We start from the raw sequence: 16,769 nt of genomic DNA, 5'->3' as shown, positions 1-16,769 counted from the left end.
GATGGCGGCTACGACAACGACATGATCGGCGCCGCGGCATGCTGAACGGAGAGTACGATTACATCATCGTCGGCGCCGGCAGCGCCGGCTGCCTGCTGGCCAACCGGCTGTCCGCCGATGCCGACAAACGGGTGCTGCTGCTGGAGGCCGGCGGCAAGGACAACTACCCGTGGATACACATCCCGGTGGGATATCTGTACTGCATCGGCAATCCGCGCACCGACTGGTGCTACCGCACCACGGCGCAAAGCGCGCTGGACGGCCGCGCGCTAGGCTACCCGCGCGGCAAGGTGCTGGGCGGCAGCTCGTCGATCAACGGCATGATCTACATGCGCGGCCAGGCTGCCGACTACGACCATTGGGAAGCGCTGGGCAATCCCGGCTGGGGCTGGCGCGACGTCCTCCCCCACTTCATCGCCATGGAAGATCACTTCGACCCGTCCCGCAGACTGCACGGCCATGGCGGCGAATGGAGGGTGGAAAAACAGCGGCTGTCGTGGGAGATACTGGACGCCTTCCGCGCCGCAGCCGCCGAGCAGGGCATCTCCCCCGTCGACGACTTCAACACCGGCGACAACGCCGGCTGCGGCTATTTCGAGGTGAACCAGAAAAACGGCCTGCGCTGGAGCAGCGCGCGCGCCTTCCTGCACCCGGTGGCCGAACGCCGCAACCTGACGGTGCTGACCGGCGCCGAGGCGGAAAAACTGACGCTGGAGCATGGCCGCGCCCGTTCTATTGCATTCCTGCAACACGGCCGCCGGCTGGAAGCGAGCTGCCGCGGCGAAATCATCCTAGCCGCCGGCGCCATCGGCAGCCCGCTTTTGCTGCAACGCAGCGGAATCGGACCGGCCGGCCTCTTGGCCGAACACGGCATCACGCCGCAGCACATCTTACCCGGCGTCGGCGCCAATCTGCAGGACCATCTGCAGCTGCGGCTGGTGTTCAAGGTGCAAAACGCGCTCACGCTGAACCAGCGCGCCGCCGGCTGGAGCGGCAAGCTGGCCATGGCCTGGGAATACCTGTGGCGGCGCAGCGGCCCGATGTCGATGGCCCCCAGCCAGTTGGGCGCCTTCGCCCGCAGCGCACCGGAAGTGGCATGGCCGGACCTGGAATACCACGTGCAGCCCTTGTCGCTGGAACGCTTCGGCGAGCCACTGCACCGCTTCCCCGCCTTCACCGCCTCAGTCTGCCATCTTAGGCCGCAAAGCCGCGGCCATGTGGCGATCGGCGGCGCCCATCCGGATGCGCCGCCGCAGATCCAGCCCAACTACCTCAGCCATCCCGCGGACCTGCGCGTTGCCGCAGTCGCCATCCGCCTGACCCGCCGCATCGCCGCATCGCCGGCCTTGGCCCGCTACCTGCCGCAGGAATACCGACCCGGTCTGCAATTTCAATCGGAAGACGAGCTGATAGAAGCCGCCGGACTGATCGGCACCACCATCTTCCATCCGGTGGGCACCTGCAAAATGGGCCGCGACGCGCACGCGGTGGTGGACGCCCGGCTGCGGCTGCATGGCATTGCCGGCCTCAGAGTGGCCGACGCCTCCATCATGCCGACGCTGATTTCCGGCAACACCAACAGCCCCACCTTGATGATCGCCGCCAAGGCGGCGCAGATGATCGCGCAAGACAACAAACAGCCGGGTCCGATCGCGACACCGGCCCACCCAGCAAAGGAGACTTGGACATGAGCAACAGCATCGCATCGTCGACGGCGTCAGCCGCCGGCATCAGCCGAGCCGAGCGCAAGGTGATTCTGGCCTCGTCGCTCGGCACGGTTTTCGAGTGGTACGACTTCTTCCTGTACGGCGCGATGGCCGCCATCATCGGCAAGCAGTTCTTCACCGGCGTCAACGAGACCACCGCCTTCATCTTCGCTCTGATGACCTTCGCCGCCGGCTTCCTGGTGCGGCCCTTCGGCGCGCTGGTGTTCGGCCGGCTGGGCGACATGGTGGGCCGCAAGTACACCTTCCTCGCCACCATCGTCATCATGGGCCTGTCCACCTTCCTGGTAGGCGTGCTGCCTGGCTACGCCACGCTGGGCATCGCCGCGCCGCTGATCCTGGTTTCCCTGCGCATGCTGCAGGGCCTGGCGATAGGCGGCGAATACGGCGGCGCGGCCATCTATGTGGCCGAGCACGCGCCGGACAACAAGCGCGGTGGCTACACCAGCTGGATCCAGACCACCGCCGGAGCCGGCCTCTTGCTGTCGCTGCTGGTAATCCTGGCCTGCCGCAAGCTGACCGGAGATGCCTTCAATGAATGGGGCTGGCGCCTGCCCTTCCTCTTGTCCATCATCCTGCTGGCGATCTCCACCTGGATCCGGTTGTCGATGCAGGAATCTCCCGCCTTCCTGAAAATGAAGGCGGAGGGCAAACAGTCGAAAGCGCCGCTGACCGAGGCCTTCGGCAACTGGGACAACCTCAAGCTGGTACTGATCTCGCTGTTCGGCTTCAACGGCGGCCAGGCGGTCACCTTCTACTGCGCGCAGTTCTACTCGCTGTTCTTCCTGACGCAGATCCTCAAGGTGGACCCGCAGACCGCCAACCTGATGCTGATCGCCTCCTTGATCCTCACCACACCCTTGTTCCTGTACTTCGGCCACCTGTCCGACCGCGTCGGCCGCAAGCCGGTGCTGATCGCCGGCTTGGCGCTGGGCCTGCTTCTCACCTTCCCGGCCTTCCGCTGGCTGACCGACTACGCCAACCCCGACGTCGCCGCCGCGCAGCGCAGCGCGCCGGTGCTGGTGGTGGCAGACCGATCCAGCTGCCATTTCCAGTTCGACCCCATAGGCAAGGCCAAGCTGAATACGCCCTGCGACCAGGCCAAGGCGCTGCTGGCGAAGAACGGCGTGCCGTACCAGCAGCAGGCGGCAACGCAGCCCGGCACCACCGAAATCCACATTGGCGCCACGGTATTGCAAGGCTTTGACAAGAAGGCGCTGCAGGACGGCCTGAAGCGGGCCGGCTACCCGGACAAGGCCGACCCGGCCAAGATCAACCACATCATGGTGATTCTGGTGCTGGTGCTGCTGTCGGTGATCTCGGCGCTGACCTACGGCCCGCTGGCGGCGATGATGGTGGAACTGTTCCCCACCCGCATCCGCTACACCTCGATGTCGCTGCCCTACCACCTGGGCAACGGCTGGATCGGCGGCCTGATGCCCACCGTGGCCTTTTCGCTGGTGGTGTACACCGGCGACATCCTGTACGGCCTGTGGTATCCGATCATCGTCTACGGCGTCAGCCTGGTCGTGAGCCTGGTATTCCTGCGCGAAACCTTCCACAACGACGTTCATCGCCACTGACAGCGCCATCGGCAACAGCCCCCGCCCGGAGCGGGGGCTTTTTATTTCTCATCCGGCACTCCGCGTCGCCGCATCCGAATTTAGCGCGCATCGGCCCAGCAACCCTGGCCCATTTCCGCGTCCCGTCCGCAAACGCGCCCCGCCCCTGGCCACAAAACCATGCAACCTCGAAAATACAATAACTTAAAACTATCCTGATCGAGAAAATACCATCAGCGGGCGCTAAAGCCAGACTTCCCGGTAACCGCCGCGGCTTGTGCGTCACTGCCCTACATATTTAAATATTTGTTACTAATAATTCAATAAAAACAGACATTGCTGTTTACAATCATGCCGCCTATACTTGGCTTAACAAAGATAGTTACATATAAATCGAATAAATTTAAATTATTTGTTTAAAGAATCAGCAAAAGCCAGCCTTAAGCGGGTTCATCAAACGGGAGGCTCAAATGAAAAAAGTCATTCTTACTCTGGCAGCGCTGGCAGCTCTGCAATCTGGCTTGACTCTGGCCTCCGACGGCGGCACTGTCAGCCTAAACGGCTCCATTGTCAGGGAACCCTGCGCCGAGACCGGCAGCAATCTGCTGAATTACGCGATGAATCCCCGTCAATACCAGGCTGCCCGCAAAGTGGCGTCCAGCCGCTCCTGCTCCGGCATCGACAACACCCAGTCCCTGAGCATCTCTGCTATCAATATGACTGGCGCCACTACCTACAGCAGCGGACAGCTGGTTACCGTCGTCTACAACTGACCGCTCGCAACAAAAAAAGCCTTCGACCAAAACGGCCGAAGGCTTTTCGCATTTTGGGCGAAGACGGATCGCCTACTGGTACAGCATGTCTATCGTGACCGCCGTTTGCAGGCTGCCCGCCACCACATCCGCGGTCCGCATGTACTCCACGAACAATCCCAGCTGAGCCGCCTGGGACTGCACATTCACCACCCTGGTATTGTTGCTGCTGTTGGCGCCGATATTGGCCCCGTCGGCGGAACTGCCAAGGTTGATGGCGACCCCTTGCGCCGAACCGCCGGTATTGGCGAACAGCACCGGATTGGTCGCATCCGCCTTCCCGGAAAAACGGAACGTCGCGGTCCTGACGCCGGTCGAGCAATTGCTGGCGCTGATGGTGAAACTATTGCGGGCCAAGGCGCTGCCCACCGAGGTAAACAGGCCGCTGGCGACAGTCGGCAGGTTGATCGTGTACTGGCCGTTCGCGCTCAGATCGCACGTCCCTCCGGGCGTGAAGGTGACCGTGCCATTGATCATCTGATTGAAATTGATGCCTTGCTGCGCATTCAGCCCGCCGATGCCATCCAGTTGGAACACCGGGTACTGGCTGACGGTGGAAGAGCCGCTGGAAGGCGCGCCAGTCGTCTTCAACAGCACGATGGAATACGGCAAGTTGGTGCTGACCGAACCATTCCTCGGCACGTAGATGTTGCTATTGATCGCGCCGCTGTTCTGGGTATAGGTCTGGCCGTTGAAAATGATGCCGATCTGCAAGCCTGGCGCCAGCGTCAACTTCTTCGGATTCACCCAGAAATACACGTTTTCGCCTATGCTCTGCGCGCAATACAGGCTGAGGCTCTGCAATGACGATTGCCAGATTATCGTTCCTGCCGGCGCATTGGCGGAAACATATAAATTGCCGGGCAGGTTCAAGGTCGAGGTGACGCTGCCGGAACTATTGTTTCCGTTCCAGCAACCCAGCGCATGGCTGGTCAACGGCATGGCCATCAGCAATGCCAGCATCCATCCCGGCAATCCTCGGCAAATCAGTTTCTTCATTTTCCTATCGCTTTCCCGTCGTTGCCGATGGCTGGTCTTGATCGTCACTGCGGCGCGCAAACGGCATCCGTCTGCAAATATGCCGGCCCGCCGGTCTTTTGCGGCAGTTGGTAGCTGAAACGGCATTGCTGGTCCGGACCGCCGCCCCAGCTTGCCGTCAACGGCTTGCCTTCCATGCCGCGCAGGAAGGCGCGTCCGCCCTGGCCCACCATGGAGAGGAAATCTTCGCCTCTGCTGATCGTGGCGCCCACCGGCAAATGGTTGCCGTCCGGCCGCGTCAGCCTCACGATGACCGGTTTGCCCTGCTGGGTATTGAATTTCAGCATGACGATGGCTCCGGCGCGTGGCGCGTCCTGCATGCTCGTTTCCTGCAATTCCACGTCCTGGTTCATGCCTTTGGGATCCAGCGTGATTTCATTCTGGCGGTACGGCATCAACGACGACACCACCGCATAGCCGCTCTGGCTGACGCGCACGCCGTTGGTGTTGCTGACCGCGGCGCCTTCCGCCCCAGGCGCCTCGACGATGGCGAAGGATTCGCCCAGCGACTGCGCCGGCGTCACGCCTCCCGGATGGAACACCAGCGCCCCGTTCGCGCCGAGGTTGGCCTGCGATGTCTTGCCGCTGGCGCTGGCGCCGGCAGTGAGCGTGGCAACCGAAGTGGCATACTGCACGCTGCCTCCTCCGCCGCTGGTATTGCCGCCCGCGCTGTCGCGATTGATGTTGGCGTAAACGTTGTAGCTGAGGTTGCGCAGCTCGCCCGTCGTGCCGCTCAGATTGACCTGTGCGCCGGCGCTGCGGTCGCTGCTGCTGCTTGCGCTGGCGCTCAGCAGCGGGGAGTACGACTCGCGGCCCAGCGGCATGGAAACGCTCAGCATGTATTGGTTGATGTTGTTCCCGCTCGCGTCATGCGTGCGGCCGGCGGACAGATTGAAGCTCACCGACTTGAAGCTGTTGCTATAGCCCAGCTGGTAAGTGAGGTCGCGACCGCCTTGGTTCCAGTAATCCTGGGTCGAGCCGGTGAGAAACACATGGCCCCAGCGGTCGCCCAAAGGCTGATCGGCATTGAGCTGGAATTTATTCTTGGCTCGGTAGACCACCCCGACCTGATTGATCAGATTGGTATAGTCGCTCAGCTCGAGGAAACCGGCGGTCGAGAAGCGATAGGCGGCCACCGTGAAATTGGTGCGCGTCGCCTCCAGCAGCTTGCTGTAAGTCACCCGGTAACTCTGCCCCTGCATATCGCTGCCGCTGGCATTGAACGGCAGCTGGCTCGCCCATGACTGCGTCACATCCAGCGCCAGCGCGCCCAGCGGCGTATTGATGCCGGAACCGAACAGCGCGGACTGGTAGTGATCGGCGGCAATCAGGCCGCCGTACAGTGTCAGGCTGTTGTTGATGCCGCGCTGGTATGTCGCCTGCGCAAAATTCGGCCGCTTGCTCAGCGCGCCATCGCGCCACTGCCCCGCCGTGACGGCGTAGCGCGACTGGCCTTCGCGCAGTAACTGCGGCACCGCCGCGTAAGGGACGACAAACTTGCGCACGCGGCCGTCCGCCTCGGTAACCGTCACGTCCAGGTCGCCGGCAAAACCGGTGTTATAGAGGTCGTCGATGCTGAACTCGCCCGGGGGCACCACATTTTCATAAATCAGGTTGCCATTCTGGCGAATCGACACTTTGGCGTTGGTCTCGGCCACGCCGCGCACCACTGGCGCATAGCCTTGCAGCGACTCCGGCTGCATCCGGTCGTCGGAACTGAGCTGCACGCCGCGAAATGGCACGCTGCCGAACAAGTCGGACGGGGTGAAATAATCGCCGATGGTCAACACGGCGCGCCAGCCGGTGATATCGCGCTGGGTATAGGCCGAGGCATTCTGGTAGGTGCGCTGGCTCTGGCCCTTGCCGTTATCCTGCTGCGTCAGCGTGCCGTTATAGCGAAGCCGCCACAAACCGATGTTGAGGCCGGCATTGGCGCCAAAGTAATACTGCGTGGATGTCCCGGCAGAGCCGCCATTGTCATAGCGATAAGCATTGGCGTTGTAGTTGAGAAAACCGGCGAATGGGGCGCCGGGATCCCAGTACTCCGGCGCCACATAGCCGCGCGCCTGGGCGCGCAGATACTTCTGCGGAATGCTGACATCGAGACGCAAGTCGGTGCTGTTGAAGCTGGAAAACGCGCCGGGCACCACGGCGGCGATGTCCACGCAGCGGCTGGCCTCGTCGCGGGCCGGCACGCCGGCGATCTCCGGCAAACGCGAGACATCCACGCCCAAGTCATCCAGCATCGCCCGATTGAAACAGGCCAGCACCTTGCGCTCGGCCAGCTCCTTCATCAGCACATCGCGGCGGCCCAGCCAGACCGAGTTGATATAGACGTCAGCCCGATAATTGCCGGGAAAGGCCGCGCCGGTCTGATTGAAGCGCGACAGATCAACTTTTTGCCCATTTGCATTCTGATTGATGAACACCGGGTTGAACTGCACATCGTCGAGCGCGACATTTCCCGCAGCAGGCGAATCCGCGAAGGCAGCCTGGCCGCCGAACAAGCCGCAAATCAACAAGCCGAGCGGGCTAAGCGCCCAGCGGCTATCGGGCGGTCGTGTCATCAAGTGCTTCATCGCTAGATTGAGTCCTGCGGGAACGCGCAGCCCGGGCTGGCGCAAGCAAAATTATCAGGGAGCCAGCGATACGCTGTGCATGACCGGAGCACCGTAATCGTTGATGCTCTCGTAATTGAGCCTCAGGCCGCCTTCCGGCTTGAGTTTCACATCCTTCAGCGCAAAGTCCTTGCTGCCGCCCGGCGGCACCATGCCGCCATCGGTTTCATACTCATGCTTGCCCATCAGCAGGACCGCTCGATTCAGCGAGACGTGATAGGCCGCCTGGCTGGAGGCCCGCAACATATAGCCCTTGCCGCCGGCCTGCGGCAGCAAAGACCAGGACAGCTTGTCGGCGGCCTCGTCGGACGAGCCCGGCAGGCCCGCCGGACGGTAAAACAACTTGATGCGGGAACGGAAAGCCACCTGCATGAAATTGCGCTGTTCGCTGCTGGCCTTCGGCAGCGGCGGCACATCCAGCACGTTCAGCCAGAATACCGACTCATGGTTTTTGGGCAGGTCGGCGCCGGTGAAGGTCAACCGCAAAGTCTGCCCTTTGGCGGGATCCACGCGGAAAATCGGCGGCATGATCAAAAAAGGCGCGTCCGCGGTGTCGGGCACGGATTTCTCGTTGCCGCTATCGGCCCACACCTGCACCAGCGAAGGCTCCTTGCCGGGGTTGTTGACCTTGACGGTCACCTCCCGGTCCTCAGCCTTGTACACTACGCGGGTGCCGGAAATCACCACTCCCGCCAAGGCCCCGCTGGCCCATACCGAGCCCGCAACCGCCAGGGCGACCGCCCCTCGCCATACTGCTTGTTTCATCTTCCAATCCGCCTCCAAGAAAGGGATACCGGCTGGCGGCGCGAGCGGCGCCGCCAGCCGCCTGACACCATTTACTGGTAAGTCATCGAGTACTGGACGCTGGTGTTCACCGAGCCTGCGCCAGCCGCGCCGGTGGCGATGTACTGTGCGTAGTAGCCCATGGTGGCCGAACCGCTGCTGAGCGGCACCACTTGCGAATTGGCGTTGGTGTTGAGGTTGATGGCATTGAAGTTGTTGTTCAGCAGCTGAACTTCCACATTGGTGGCGGAACCCGAGCCAGTGCTGTTCAGCAGGTTGCCGGAAGCCGGATTGATGGTCGGGCCGACTTCAAAGCGAGTCTGGGCATTTTTGAGGCCGGTAGGGCAATTGCTCAGATTGATGGCGAACGGCGTAGCACCGGCGGTCTGGCCGGTGCTGGCCAGCGCGGAAGCGCCCACGGTCGGCAAGGTTACGGTGACGTTCTGGCCGGCAGTGCCGGCGATGGTGCAGGTCTGCGCCACGATGTTTCCAGTGACGGTGATTTTGCCGTCAGCGGCCATCACGCCAGCAGAATACAAACCCAGTCCAATCAGCGCTGCAGTTACGATCTGTTTCATTACAAAGTCTCCGTTGAAATTGCAGGCAGTGCGTCTGCCCGATTGCATGCCCCGAAATGGGCTGAAATTGAAGAGTTGTCCGACACATCAAGGCGCTTGCGACAACCGCCAGCGCCAGGCTCATCCAGCCTGCAGGCGTTATGGCCTCAGAATTTATCACCAATATCGAAATCAGATACAACAAAAAACATCAAATTAGTTTGAATTTATTTAAAGAAAATCTTAATTTGATTTAAAAAATAGGCCGATGGGGGCCTGAGGATCAGCGGCAGGACATCGCGCAAACGGGCTCCTGCGGCCATGCCATGGCTGGACAATGCTCAACTCTCATCACGTCTGCCTAGCGAACGGACCTTTATCAGAGCCTCTTGCAGCGCAGTCAGATGTGATGGAGTCGCAAGACTAAAGCAAACAAGACATAGCTTTCAATATGTTCCCACGTTGAAATTTCAACAAACAATACTCTCAACAAGTTGATAAAAAAGGATTTTATTCACGATAAATTCATTTTTCTTGCGAAAGTGATGTGTCGTATTAATGCATCAAATTAATAACATTTTAAACTTTTAACTTAACAATAACACCAAATTCAAAATGAAACCGAAAAAATAATGACAAAGAAGTAACCACCGCTGTCAATACGCGTCGAATTCCCAATCGCCGCTACCCACCCTCATCTCCGCGCGTTTAAACTGGTCGGCCTCGCACCATCAAGAACCCAAGCGCCATGACGCCTTCCCGCGACCAATATCTCACCCTCAACCAACGCCGCTACCATATCCGCCGCTGGGGATCGGAGCAGGCGCCGCTGCTGGTGCTGTTGCACGGCTGGATGGACAGCTCCGCCACCTTTCAATTCCTGGTGGACGCCTTTGCGCATGACTGGCAGGTCGTTGCGCCGGATTGGCGCGGATTTGGCGACAGCCAGCGGAATGAGGGCAGCTACTACTTCCCCGACTACCTTGCCGACCTCGACGCCCTGCTGAAGCAGTTGTCGCCGGATGCGCCGGTCAGGCTGCTGGGCCACAGCATGGGTTCGATGATTGCCGGCATCTATGCCGGGATTTGCCCGCAACGCATCGCCAAGCTGGTGCTGGTGGAGGGATTCGGCCTGAACGCCACCCGACCGGCCGAGGCCCCCGGGCGCTATGCCCGCTGGCTGCGCGAGAACAGCCTGGAGATGGGATTTGAAGCGCTGGAAGACTTGCAACAGGTCTGCGCCAAACTGATCAGCCGCAATCCGCTGCTGAAGAACGAACACGCGCAATGGCTGGCGGCGGAGCTCACCCAGCCTCAAGCCGATGGCAAGGTGATCTACCGGGCAGACCCCCGCCACAAGATGATCAACCCGGTGCTGTATCGGCTGGAGGAAGCCATGGCGTGCTGGCAGCGCATCAGCGCTCCAGTGCTGTGGGTGATGGGCGAGCGCGCCTTCGACCATCCCATGGTCAGCGGCGTGATGGCCACGCTGGACGAGCGCCGCGCCTGCTTCAAGCAACTGAGTGAGGTGCGGATCGATGCCGGCCACATGATCCAGTGGGAAAGACCTGTGGAACTAGCCGCGGCGGTGGAAAATTTCCTTTTGGACAAGTAATGGACAGCAACCGCTCCCGCCAGCGCCGAGCCGATGCGAGCCTGCCGCTGGAAGGCGGCTGCAGGCTCGCTTACTGGCATTATTGGTAAGTCATGGTAAAAGTCAGCGAGGTGCTGGCGATGCCCGGTCGGATCGTAGTATCGGTCTGATAGTAGGTCGCCAGCAACGGAATGCTATAAGAACCGCCAGTGGCAGGGTTATAAGCCGACAGCTGATACTGGGTGGAAAACTGCAGCGCGCTGCCGCTGTCGCCGCTGCGCAACTGAATCCCCACGCCGGTAGCCGAAGAACCGCCATCCAGCGCCACCACGCCGCTGCCGGCGCTCCAGATGCTGGTGCTCGGATCGATCCGGTACTGAATCCCCGCCAAACCGGCCGGGCAACCGTTGACCGCCACATTGAAACCCACCGCGGCCGGCTTCATCGGCTTGTTGACGCCCTGGAAATCGCCCAGGCTGCGCTTGCCCAGATCGATGATGACACTTGGCGTGGCGCAGGACGAGGCGACAATGATGGCGCTGCCGCCGGCCTTTGCGTCAAAAACCAGCAGATTGTCCAATTGGTAGCGTACGCCGGGCAAGGCCGCGCCCGACACCACCCCCGCCCCCACCTTGCCGGTGACTACCAGCTGATAGACCAGCGCCGGCGCGGTAAAGGCATAGCTCGCATGGGGCGCCACGCTGTCGGTAACCGGGGTGACGCTGCGAAACTGGTTCAGTACCTGGATGCCGACGCCAGGCACCCCGCTTTCATAAATCCCCCCCCCCACTAGCGGCTTGGGCGTGCTGGTCAACGTCCAGCTGCGGCTGCCATAGCCGGCGCAATCCGCGTAGTTGTCGCGATTAGGCGCAAACCAGCTGAAGCTGGCAATCACCGAGCCCACCGCCGCGTTGCGCGGCACCGCATATTGGCCGGACAACGCCACCACCGGCGACAAAGCGGTAAAACCGTTGATCAGCCGGCAATCAGCGGCGGCCCACGCCGTCGGCGACAACAGCAGGCATAGCCAAGGAAACCCCGCGGGCACATTGAGCTTGGAACAAATATTAAGCATGGGAACCGCCTCCCTGAAATTCTGCATTGGCATCAATTGCCGCCGCCCGCCTTGTCATTAGCTTTATCGCCGGCCACCGTCGCCAGCGGCTGACACTGCGCGCGCAGCTGAACAAAACCCTTGTCCGGAATCTGCACAGGCAACTGATAGCGGAACTGGCATTCGCGCGTGCTTCCCGCCCCCCATCTCACGATGAGGTTTTGTCCATCCAGCCCGCGCAGAAAGGCTCTCCCGCCCTGCCCCACCATGGCAACCAGACCGCCTTTTTCATCCAGAATCGCCGAGCCAACCGGTATCGCCGCGCCGCCTTCCGGCAGAATGCTTACCAGCACCGGCCGGCCCTTCTGTGTCGGGAACTTGAGCAGCACGATGGCGCCTGCCCGCGGCACCACCTCGGCGGAGGTGGTTTGCAACTCCACCGCATCCGACATGCCCTTGGGATCGAGAGTCACCTCATTGACGCGGTAAGGCACCAGATTCGGCAACACCGCATAACCGCCACGGTTGACGGAAACGCCATTGGCGTTGCTCAGAATCGCGCCTTCCGCTCCATCCGCCTGTACCAGCCCAATCGAGTCCCCCAGCGATTGCGCCGCCACCACCCCGCCGGGATGGAACACCAACGCGCCGCTGATGCCGGCGCCCTCCTGCCTGTTTGAGCCCTGGCTGCTGGCGCTGGCGTTGAGCGTGGCCACCGAGTTGGCGTATTGCACGCTGGCGCCGCCGCCGGTCGTGCTGCCGCTGCCCTTATTGTCCTGATAGCTGGCGTATGCGTTGTAACTGAGATTGTGCTGTTCGCCGGTGGTGCCGCTGATGGAGAGCTGCTCGTTTTGATTGTGCTGGCTGTCGACCGTGGTAGTGGAGGCCAATTGCGGCGAGTAGGGGCTCTTGCCCAATAGCAGGTTCACGCTCAGCAGGTACTGCGTGACCGTTTGGCCCTCGCCGTTTCTGGTGCGCCCCGCCGAAAGCGAGAAACCTCCCCATTTGAAAGAGTTGGAATAGCCGCCCTGGAACAGGATCTGACTGCTGCTCTGGCTCCAATAGCTTTGCGCCGAACCGGACAGGAACACCCGCCCCAAACGCTCGGACAGCGGCTGATCAACATTCAGCTGCAGGCTGCGGCGCGGCCGCAGGGTGGCGGCGAACCCGCTATGCAGGCCGGCGAAATCGGTCAGCCCCAGATAACCCTCGGTCGAGTAGAAATACGAGGCCACGGAAAAGTTGGTCCGGATTCCCGGCAAGATCTTGCTGTAGTTGATGCGGTAGCTGCGTCCGCTCATGTCCCGGCTTGGCGCTACCGATGTCGACAGGTCGGAGGCGACCGACTGGGTAATATCGGTGGAGAAGGCGCCGACTATGGTGTTGAACGCCGTCCCCAGCATCAGCTCCTGATAGTGGTCGGCCAGCACGGTCGCCCCATACAGGGAAAGGTTGTTGGTCAGGCCGCTCTGATAGGAGCCCTGGACAAAGTCCGGCAGGCTGCTCAGCCTGCCGTCCTGCAATTGTCCGGCCAGCAGGCTGAACCGGTAGCTGCCTTGCCGCAGCAGTTGCGGGACGGCGGCGTAAGGCATGATGAACTGCTTGGTGCGGCCGTCGGCCTCGGTCACAGTGACGACCATGTCTCCGGCGTAACCGGTGTTGTACAAGTCGTCGATCTTGAACTCGCCTGGCGGCACCATGCCTTCATAAATGATCTTGCCATTTTGGCTGACGCTGACTTTGGCATTGGTCTCGGCCACCCCGCGCACAATCGGCGCATAGCCTTGCAGCGACTCCGGCAGCATGCGGTCATCGGAGTTGATCAACACGCCGCGGAACGGCACGCTGCTGAGCAGATCCGAAGGCGTGAAGGTATCGCCCACCGTCAACTGCGCCTTCCAGTCGGTCAGGTCGTGTTGGGCATAGGTGCCGTTGCTGGCGTAATTGCGGTGATAGCCGCCGACGCCGCCGCTGTCCTGCACCGCCAGCGAGCCGTTGTAGCGCAAGCGCCAGCCAGACACGTTGACCCCGGTATTGGTGCTGACAAAATACTGCGAGCTGTTGGATCCGTCATTTCTGTAGCGGTAAGCGTTGGCGTTGTAGCTGAGGAAGCCGGCGAGCGGCATGCCCGCATCCCAATACTGCGGATCGACGTAACCGCGGGCGCTGGCGCGCAGATAAAGCTGCGGGATAGTCACATCCAGCCGCTGTTCCGACATATCGAAACCCACTTGCGAGCCAGGGACGACTGTCGCCACATCGACGCACGCGCCATCCGTCGCGTTCTGCGCCGCCGCGGCGGCCAGACGCACGGAGTCCACGCCCAACTGCTCCAGCATGCCACGATCCACGCAGGGCAGCACCTTGCCCTTGGTCTCGCGCAATACCACGTCGCGCCGCCCCAGCCAGGCCTGGTTGACATAGACATCGGCCCGATAGACGCCGGGCGTCGTCACATCCCCCCTGTTGAAGCGGGACAAGTCCACCGTCAGGCCCTCCGACGTCTTGCCGAAGAAGGCCGGATTAAACGACAGATCCTGCGGCGCGGCGGCTGCCGGCGGCGCAACCGCTTGCCCGGCAGGAGCCGGCTGCGTGGCCGGCGGCGCTGCCGGCGTCTGAACCGTAACCGCATCCGCCGCCCAGGCCGGCTTGCCGCCACAGACAGCCAGCCATAACAGACCAACTAGCCTGGCCAAGTCCGGCGTCTGCAGTTCATCTCGCTGTTGCTGTGGTTTTTTCATGTCTTTGCCATTCATTTTGGTGAATGATTTTTCAATCATCATGAATTCAGGCGTAATTCACCCGTGCCAGGCTGGTGCAAAATGGAAAAGTCAGGGAGTCAAGACCACGCTATGGACCACCGGAGCGCCATAGTCGTTAATGGTTTCATACTGGACAGTCACCGGACCAGCCGGCAGCTGGCGCATGTCTTTCAAATTGAAGTCTTGCGTGCCGCCGGCGGGAATCATGCCGCCATCGCTGCGGAATTCATGTCCCGACGCTTGCAGCATGGTCATGTTGAAAGAAACGGAAAACGCGCTGGCATTGGCCCCCCGCAAGGCATAGCCCTTGCCGGCGGCCTGCGGCACCAGCTGCCAGCGCACTTGCTCGGCGGCATCATCCGGATTGCCGGCCAAGCCAACGGGCCGAAAGAATATTTTCAGCCGCGAGCGGAAGGCAATCTGCAGGTAGTTGCGTCCCGCTTCATCGCCCTGCGGCAAAGGCGGCACATCCAGGATGTTCAGCCAGTACACCGTTTCCTTATCCGGCGACGGTCCATCGCCGGTATAAACCATGCGCAGCGTTTGCGACTTGCCTGGTTCGATGCGGAAAATCGGCGGCATGATCAGAAATGGCGCATCCGCGGTATCGGGAGTGGATTTGGAATTGCCCTTGTCCACCCAGGCCTGCACCAAGGCGGGAGTATCGCCTGGATTGCTCAATTTGATCGTCACTTCGCGATCGCCGCCGTTGTACACCACCCTGGTGCCGGCAACGACTACATTGGCATGGGCCGCCGCCAGCGCGCCCCAGCACGCCAAAGCCAAAACCAGCCTCATTATTTGTGTGCCCATTGTTTTCCATCCGCTTGAGTCCAGCACTTAGGCAAACCCCCGCCACAAACCGCTGCAGACAGGGAACCCAGCTGCCGGCGCCAGCAACGGCGCGGCGCCGGCATCGCTTTGCGGCTTAGTTGTATAGCAGAGAGAATTGCACGCTGGTGGCTACCGACCCAGCGATGGCGACGCCAGTCGCCACGTACTGCGCGTAGTACCTCAACGAAGCCGTCCCGGTGGTGATCGACACAGTCTGCGAATTGGTATTGGGTCCCACGTTAATCGGTTGGAAATTGTTGTTCAGCAGGCCCACTTCCACATTGCCTGCGCTGCCCTGGTTGATCAGATTGCCAGTGGTCTGGTCGACGGTGGTGCCCAGTTCAAACAGCGTCTGCGCCGTGCTGCCGGTGCAGTTGGTCAGATTCAGCGTGAACGGGGTCGGAGCAGCGGTCTGGCCTGCTGTCGCCAAGGCGGTTTTGGATACCTGAGGCAAAACCACACTGAGGACAGTAGGAGACCCAGCGGCATTGCCGTTGATCTGGCAGGTATTAGCGGAAATCGTGCCGGAAATGTTGATCGTGCCATCCGAAGCATAAGCAGCAATCGGCAGACCCAGGCCCAGTCCCAAAGCGAGAATTAACGTCTTCATTTCAAGTCACCTCATAGCAAAAAATAACCGGCGGCAATACTGCCACCGCATTTAAAAATGCCATCAGAAAAAAATGGCCCTCCTCCTGCCATACAAAACAAGACGAACACAAATGCAGACTAGGTTAGAAAAAAAACAATCAAACTGCCATTAATAACAGCCAATCCTCACAAAGAAAAACACTTAGCCACTTAAAAAATAGCTTCAGAAAAATTAAAAAATCAACAAGCAAGCCAGAAGATTGCTGAAAACATCAACAAACACTAGATAATAATGAATAGCAAAAATTAAAGAATTGAATACCCTCACTCTACCAAGAAGAAGGTAATCAATGCAAAGCAGTGGATTCTGTGCGCTAGCTAACATACTGGTGGATTTTCCAAACCATCACCAGACATCACAAACCATACTCACATCAACCACCCATCAATCAACATGACCAAAAAAACCGGCAACACAACCTGGCTTTTAAATTAAAAAACCACTCCTATCAGAGTGGCAAAAATAACAAAAAAATGAAAACAAAATCATAAAAAACAGATACGCGCGCAGCACTAATCCCGCCATGTCATTGCTGATGCAGGCGAGATAAAATTCTATCTTTATTCGGTAGCGACAATCGGGAAACATAGTGATTTCGACACATAACAGTCTGTGCGCCAAGCCACATACCATCAATGCTGGTAAAAGCGTTATCGCATGGCAGACATGCTATTTATTGGTCAATAACCATAACAAAATCATCCGGTAAAATTGATGCGCTGCAGCCAATTTAGGCATGGCATTTCCCATCCAGGCAACATGTCCATGGCTTGCACTGC

The 16,769-nt window shown here is 60.2% G+C and carries 12 protein-coding genes; 4 read left to right on the top strand and 8 right to left on the bottom strand.

All coding sequences use genetic code 11. The features are described from left to right. Positions 1-38 precede the first annotated feature (38 nt). The 3 genes from BI344_RS10210 (at position 39) to BI344_RS10200 (ending at position 4,059) form a co-directional block, all read left to right on the top strand. The gene (locus BI344_RS10210) at positions 39-1,691 is read left to right on the top strand and encodes a GMC family oxidoreductase (protein WP_071112825.1); all 1,653 of its coding nucleotides are present in this window, start codon (positions 39-41) and stop codon (positions 1,689-1,691) included. Continuing rightward, positions 1,688-3,307 (top strand): MFS transporter, encoded by a 1,620-nt coding sequence (locus BI344_RS10205; RefSeq protein ID WP_071112824.1) that lies wholly within the window; start codon positions 1,688-1,690, stop codon positions 3,305-3,307. Before BI344_RS10210 ends, BI344_RS10205 begins: the two co-directional genes overlap by 4 nt. A gap of 449 nt (positions 3,308-3,756) precedes the next feature. Next, positions 3,757-4,059 (top strand): hypothetical protein, encoded by a 303-nt coding sequence (locus BI344_RS10200; RefSeq protein ID WP_071112823.1) that lies wholly within the window; start codon positions 3,757-3,759, stop codon positions 4,057-4,059. A 72-nt stretch (positions 4,060-4,131) separates the two neighbouring features. Here BI344_RS10200 and BI344_RS10195 read toward each other — a convergent pair whose 3' ends face one another. The 4 genes from BI344_RS10195 to BI344_RS10180 all read right to left on the bottom strand — a co-directional run bounded on the left by BI344_RS10195 (position 4,132) and on the right by BI344_RS10180 (position 9,115). Further along, positions 4,132-5,097, bottom strand: coding sequence for a fimbrial protein (locus BI344_RS10195; protein WP_139166945.1), 966 nt, complete (start codon positions 5,095-5,097; stop codon positions 4,132-4,134). A gap of 44 nt (positions 5,098-5,141) precedes the next feature. Then, entirely contained in the window at positions 5,142-7,703 is a 2,562-nt protein-coding gene (locus BI344_RS10190; RefSeq protein WP_158021050.1) for a fimbria/pilus outer membrane usher protein, read from the bottom strand. 66 nt (positions 7,704-7,769) lie between these two features. Then, a complete protein-coding gene (locus BI344_RS10185) occupies positions 7,770-8,519 on the bottom strand; it encodes a fimbrial biogenesis chaperone (RefSeq protein ID WP_071112821.1) in 750 nt (249 codons plus the stop codon). Between the two features lie 71 nt (positions 8,520-8,590). Next, a complete protein-coding gene (locus BI344_RS10180; RefSeq protein WP_071112820.1) occupies positions 8,591-9,115 on the bottom strand; it encodes a fimbrial protein in 525 nt (174 codons plus the stop codon). A 727-nt stretch (positions 9,116-9,842) separates the two neighbouring features. On the opposite strand from BI344_RS10180, the gene BI344_RS10175 reads away from it, so the two are divergent. Then, positions 9,843-10,709 (top strand): alpha/beta fold hydrolase, encoded by an 867-nt coding sequence (locus tag BI344_RS10175; RefSeq protein WP_071112819.1) that lies wholly within the window; start codon positions 9,843-9,845, stop codon positions 10,707-10,709. A gap of 79 nt (positions 10,710-10,788) precedes the next feature. On the opposite strand, the gene BI344_RS10170 is transcribed toward BI344_RS10175, so the two are convergent. From BI344_RS10170 to BI344_RS10155, 4 genes are all read right to left on the bottom strand, one after another. Next, on the bottom strand, positions 10,789-11,763 hold the full coding sequence (locus tag BI344_RS10170; protein ID WP_158021049.1) for a fimbrial protein: 975 nt from the start codon (positions 11,761-11,763) through the stop codon (positions 10,789-10,791). A gap of 32 nt (positions 11,764-11,795) precedes the next feature. Beyond that, on the bottom strand, positions 11,796-14,483 hold the full coding sequence (locus BI344_RS10165) for a fimbria/pilus outer membrane usher protein (protein WP_139166944.1): 2,688 nt from the start codon (positions 14,481-14,483) through the stop codon (positions 11,796-11,798). 90 nt (positions 14,484-14,573) lie between these two features. Next, entirely contained in the window at positions 14,574-15,302 is a 729-nt protein-coding gene (locus BI344_RS10160; protein WP_241499298.1) for a fimbrial biogenesis chaperone, read from the bottom strand. A gap of 130 nt (positions 15,303-15,432) precedes the next feature. Next, positions 15,433-15,948, bottom strand: coding sequence for a fimbrial protein (locus tag BI344_RS10155; RefSeq protein WP_071112816.1), 516 nt, complete (start codon positions 15,946-15,948; stop codon positions 15,433-15,435). Between the last annotated feature and the right edge of the window lie 821 nt (positions 15,949-16,769).

This window comes from Chromobacterium sphagni (assembly GCF_001855555.1).
GTDB classification, from domain to species: Bacteria; Pseudomonadota; Gammaproteobacteria; order Burkholderiales; family Chromobacteriaceae; genus Chromobacterium; species Chromobacterium sphagni.
This window is presented reverse-complemented; position numbering and strand designations above follow the sequence as displayed.

Coding starts and splice junctions, on each gene's coding strand:
- BI344_RS10190 (WP_158021050.1), bottom strand. CDS start 7,703: ATGACACGACCGCCCGATAGCCGCTGGGCGCTTAGCCCGCTCGGCTTG.
- BI344_RS10180 (WP_071112820.1), bottom strand. CDS start 9,115: ATGAAACAGATCGTAACTGCAGCGCTGATTGGACTGGGTTTGTATTCT.
- BI344_RS10175 (WP_071112819.1), top strand. CDS start 9,843: ATGACGCCTTCCCGCGACCAATATCTCACCCTCAACCAACGCCGCTAC.
- BI344_RS10205 (WP_071112824.1), top strand. CDS start 1,688: ATGAGCAACAGCATCGCATCGTCGACGGCGTCAGCCGCCGGCATCAGC.
- BI344_RS10160 (WP_241499298.1), bottom strand. CDS start 15,302: ATGAGGCTGGTTTTGGCTTTGGCGTGCTGGGGCGCGCTGGCGGCGGCC.
- BI344_RS10195 (WP_139166945.1), bottom strand. CDS start 5,097: ATGAAGAAACTGATTTGCCGAGGATTGCCGGGATGGATGCTGGCATTG.
- BI344_RS10200 (WP_071112823.1), top strand. CDS start 3,757: ATGAAAAAAGTCATTCTTACTCTGGCAGCGCTGGCAGCTCTGCAATCT.
- BI344_RS10165 (WP_139166944.1), bottom strand. CDS start 14,483: ATGAAAAAACCACAGCAACAGCGAGATGAACTGCAGACGCCGGACTTG.
- BI344_RS10185 (WP_071112821.1), bottom strand. CDS start 8,519: ATGAAACAAGCAGTATGGCGAGGGGCGGTCGCCCTGGCGGTTGCGGGC.
- BI344_RS10155 (WP_071112816.1), bottom strand. CDS start 15,948: ATGAAGACGTTAATTCTCGCTTTGGGACTGGGCCTGGGTCTGCCGATT.
- BI344_RS10170 (WP_158021049.1), bottom strand. CDS start 11,763: ATGCTTAATATTTGTTCCAAGCTCAATGTGCCCGCGGGGTTTCCTTGG.
- BI344_RS10210 (WP_071112825.1), top strand. CDS start 39: ATGCTGAACGGAGAGTACGATTACATCATCGTCGGCGCCGGCAGCGCC.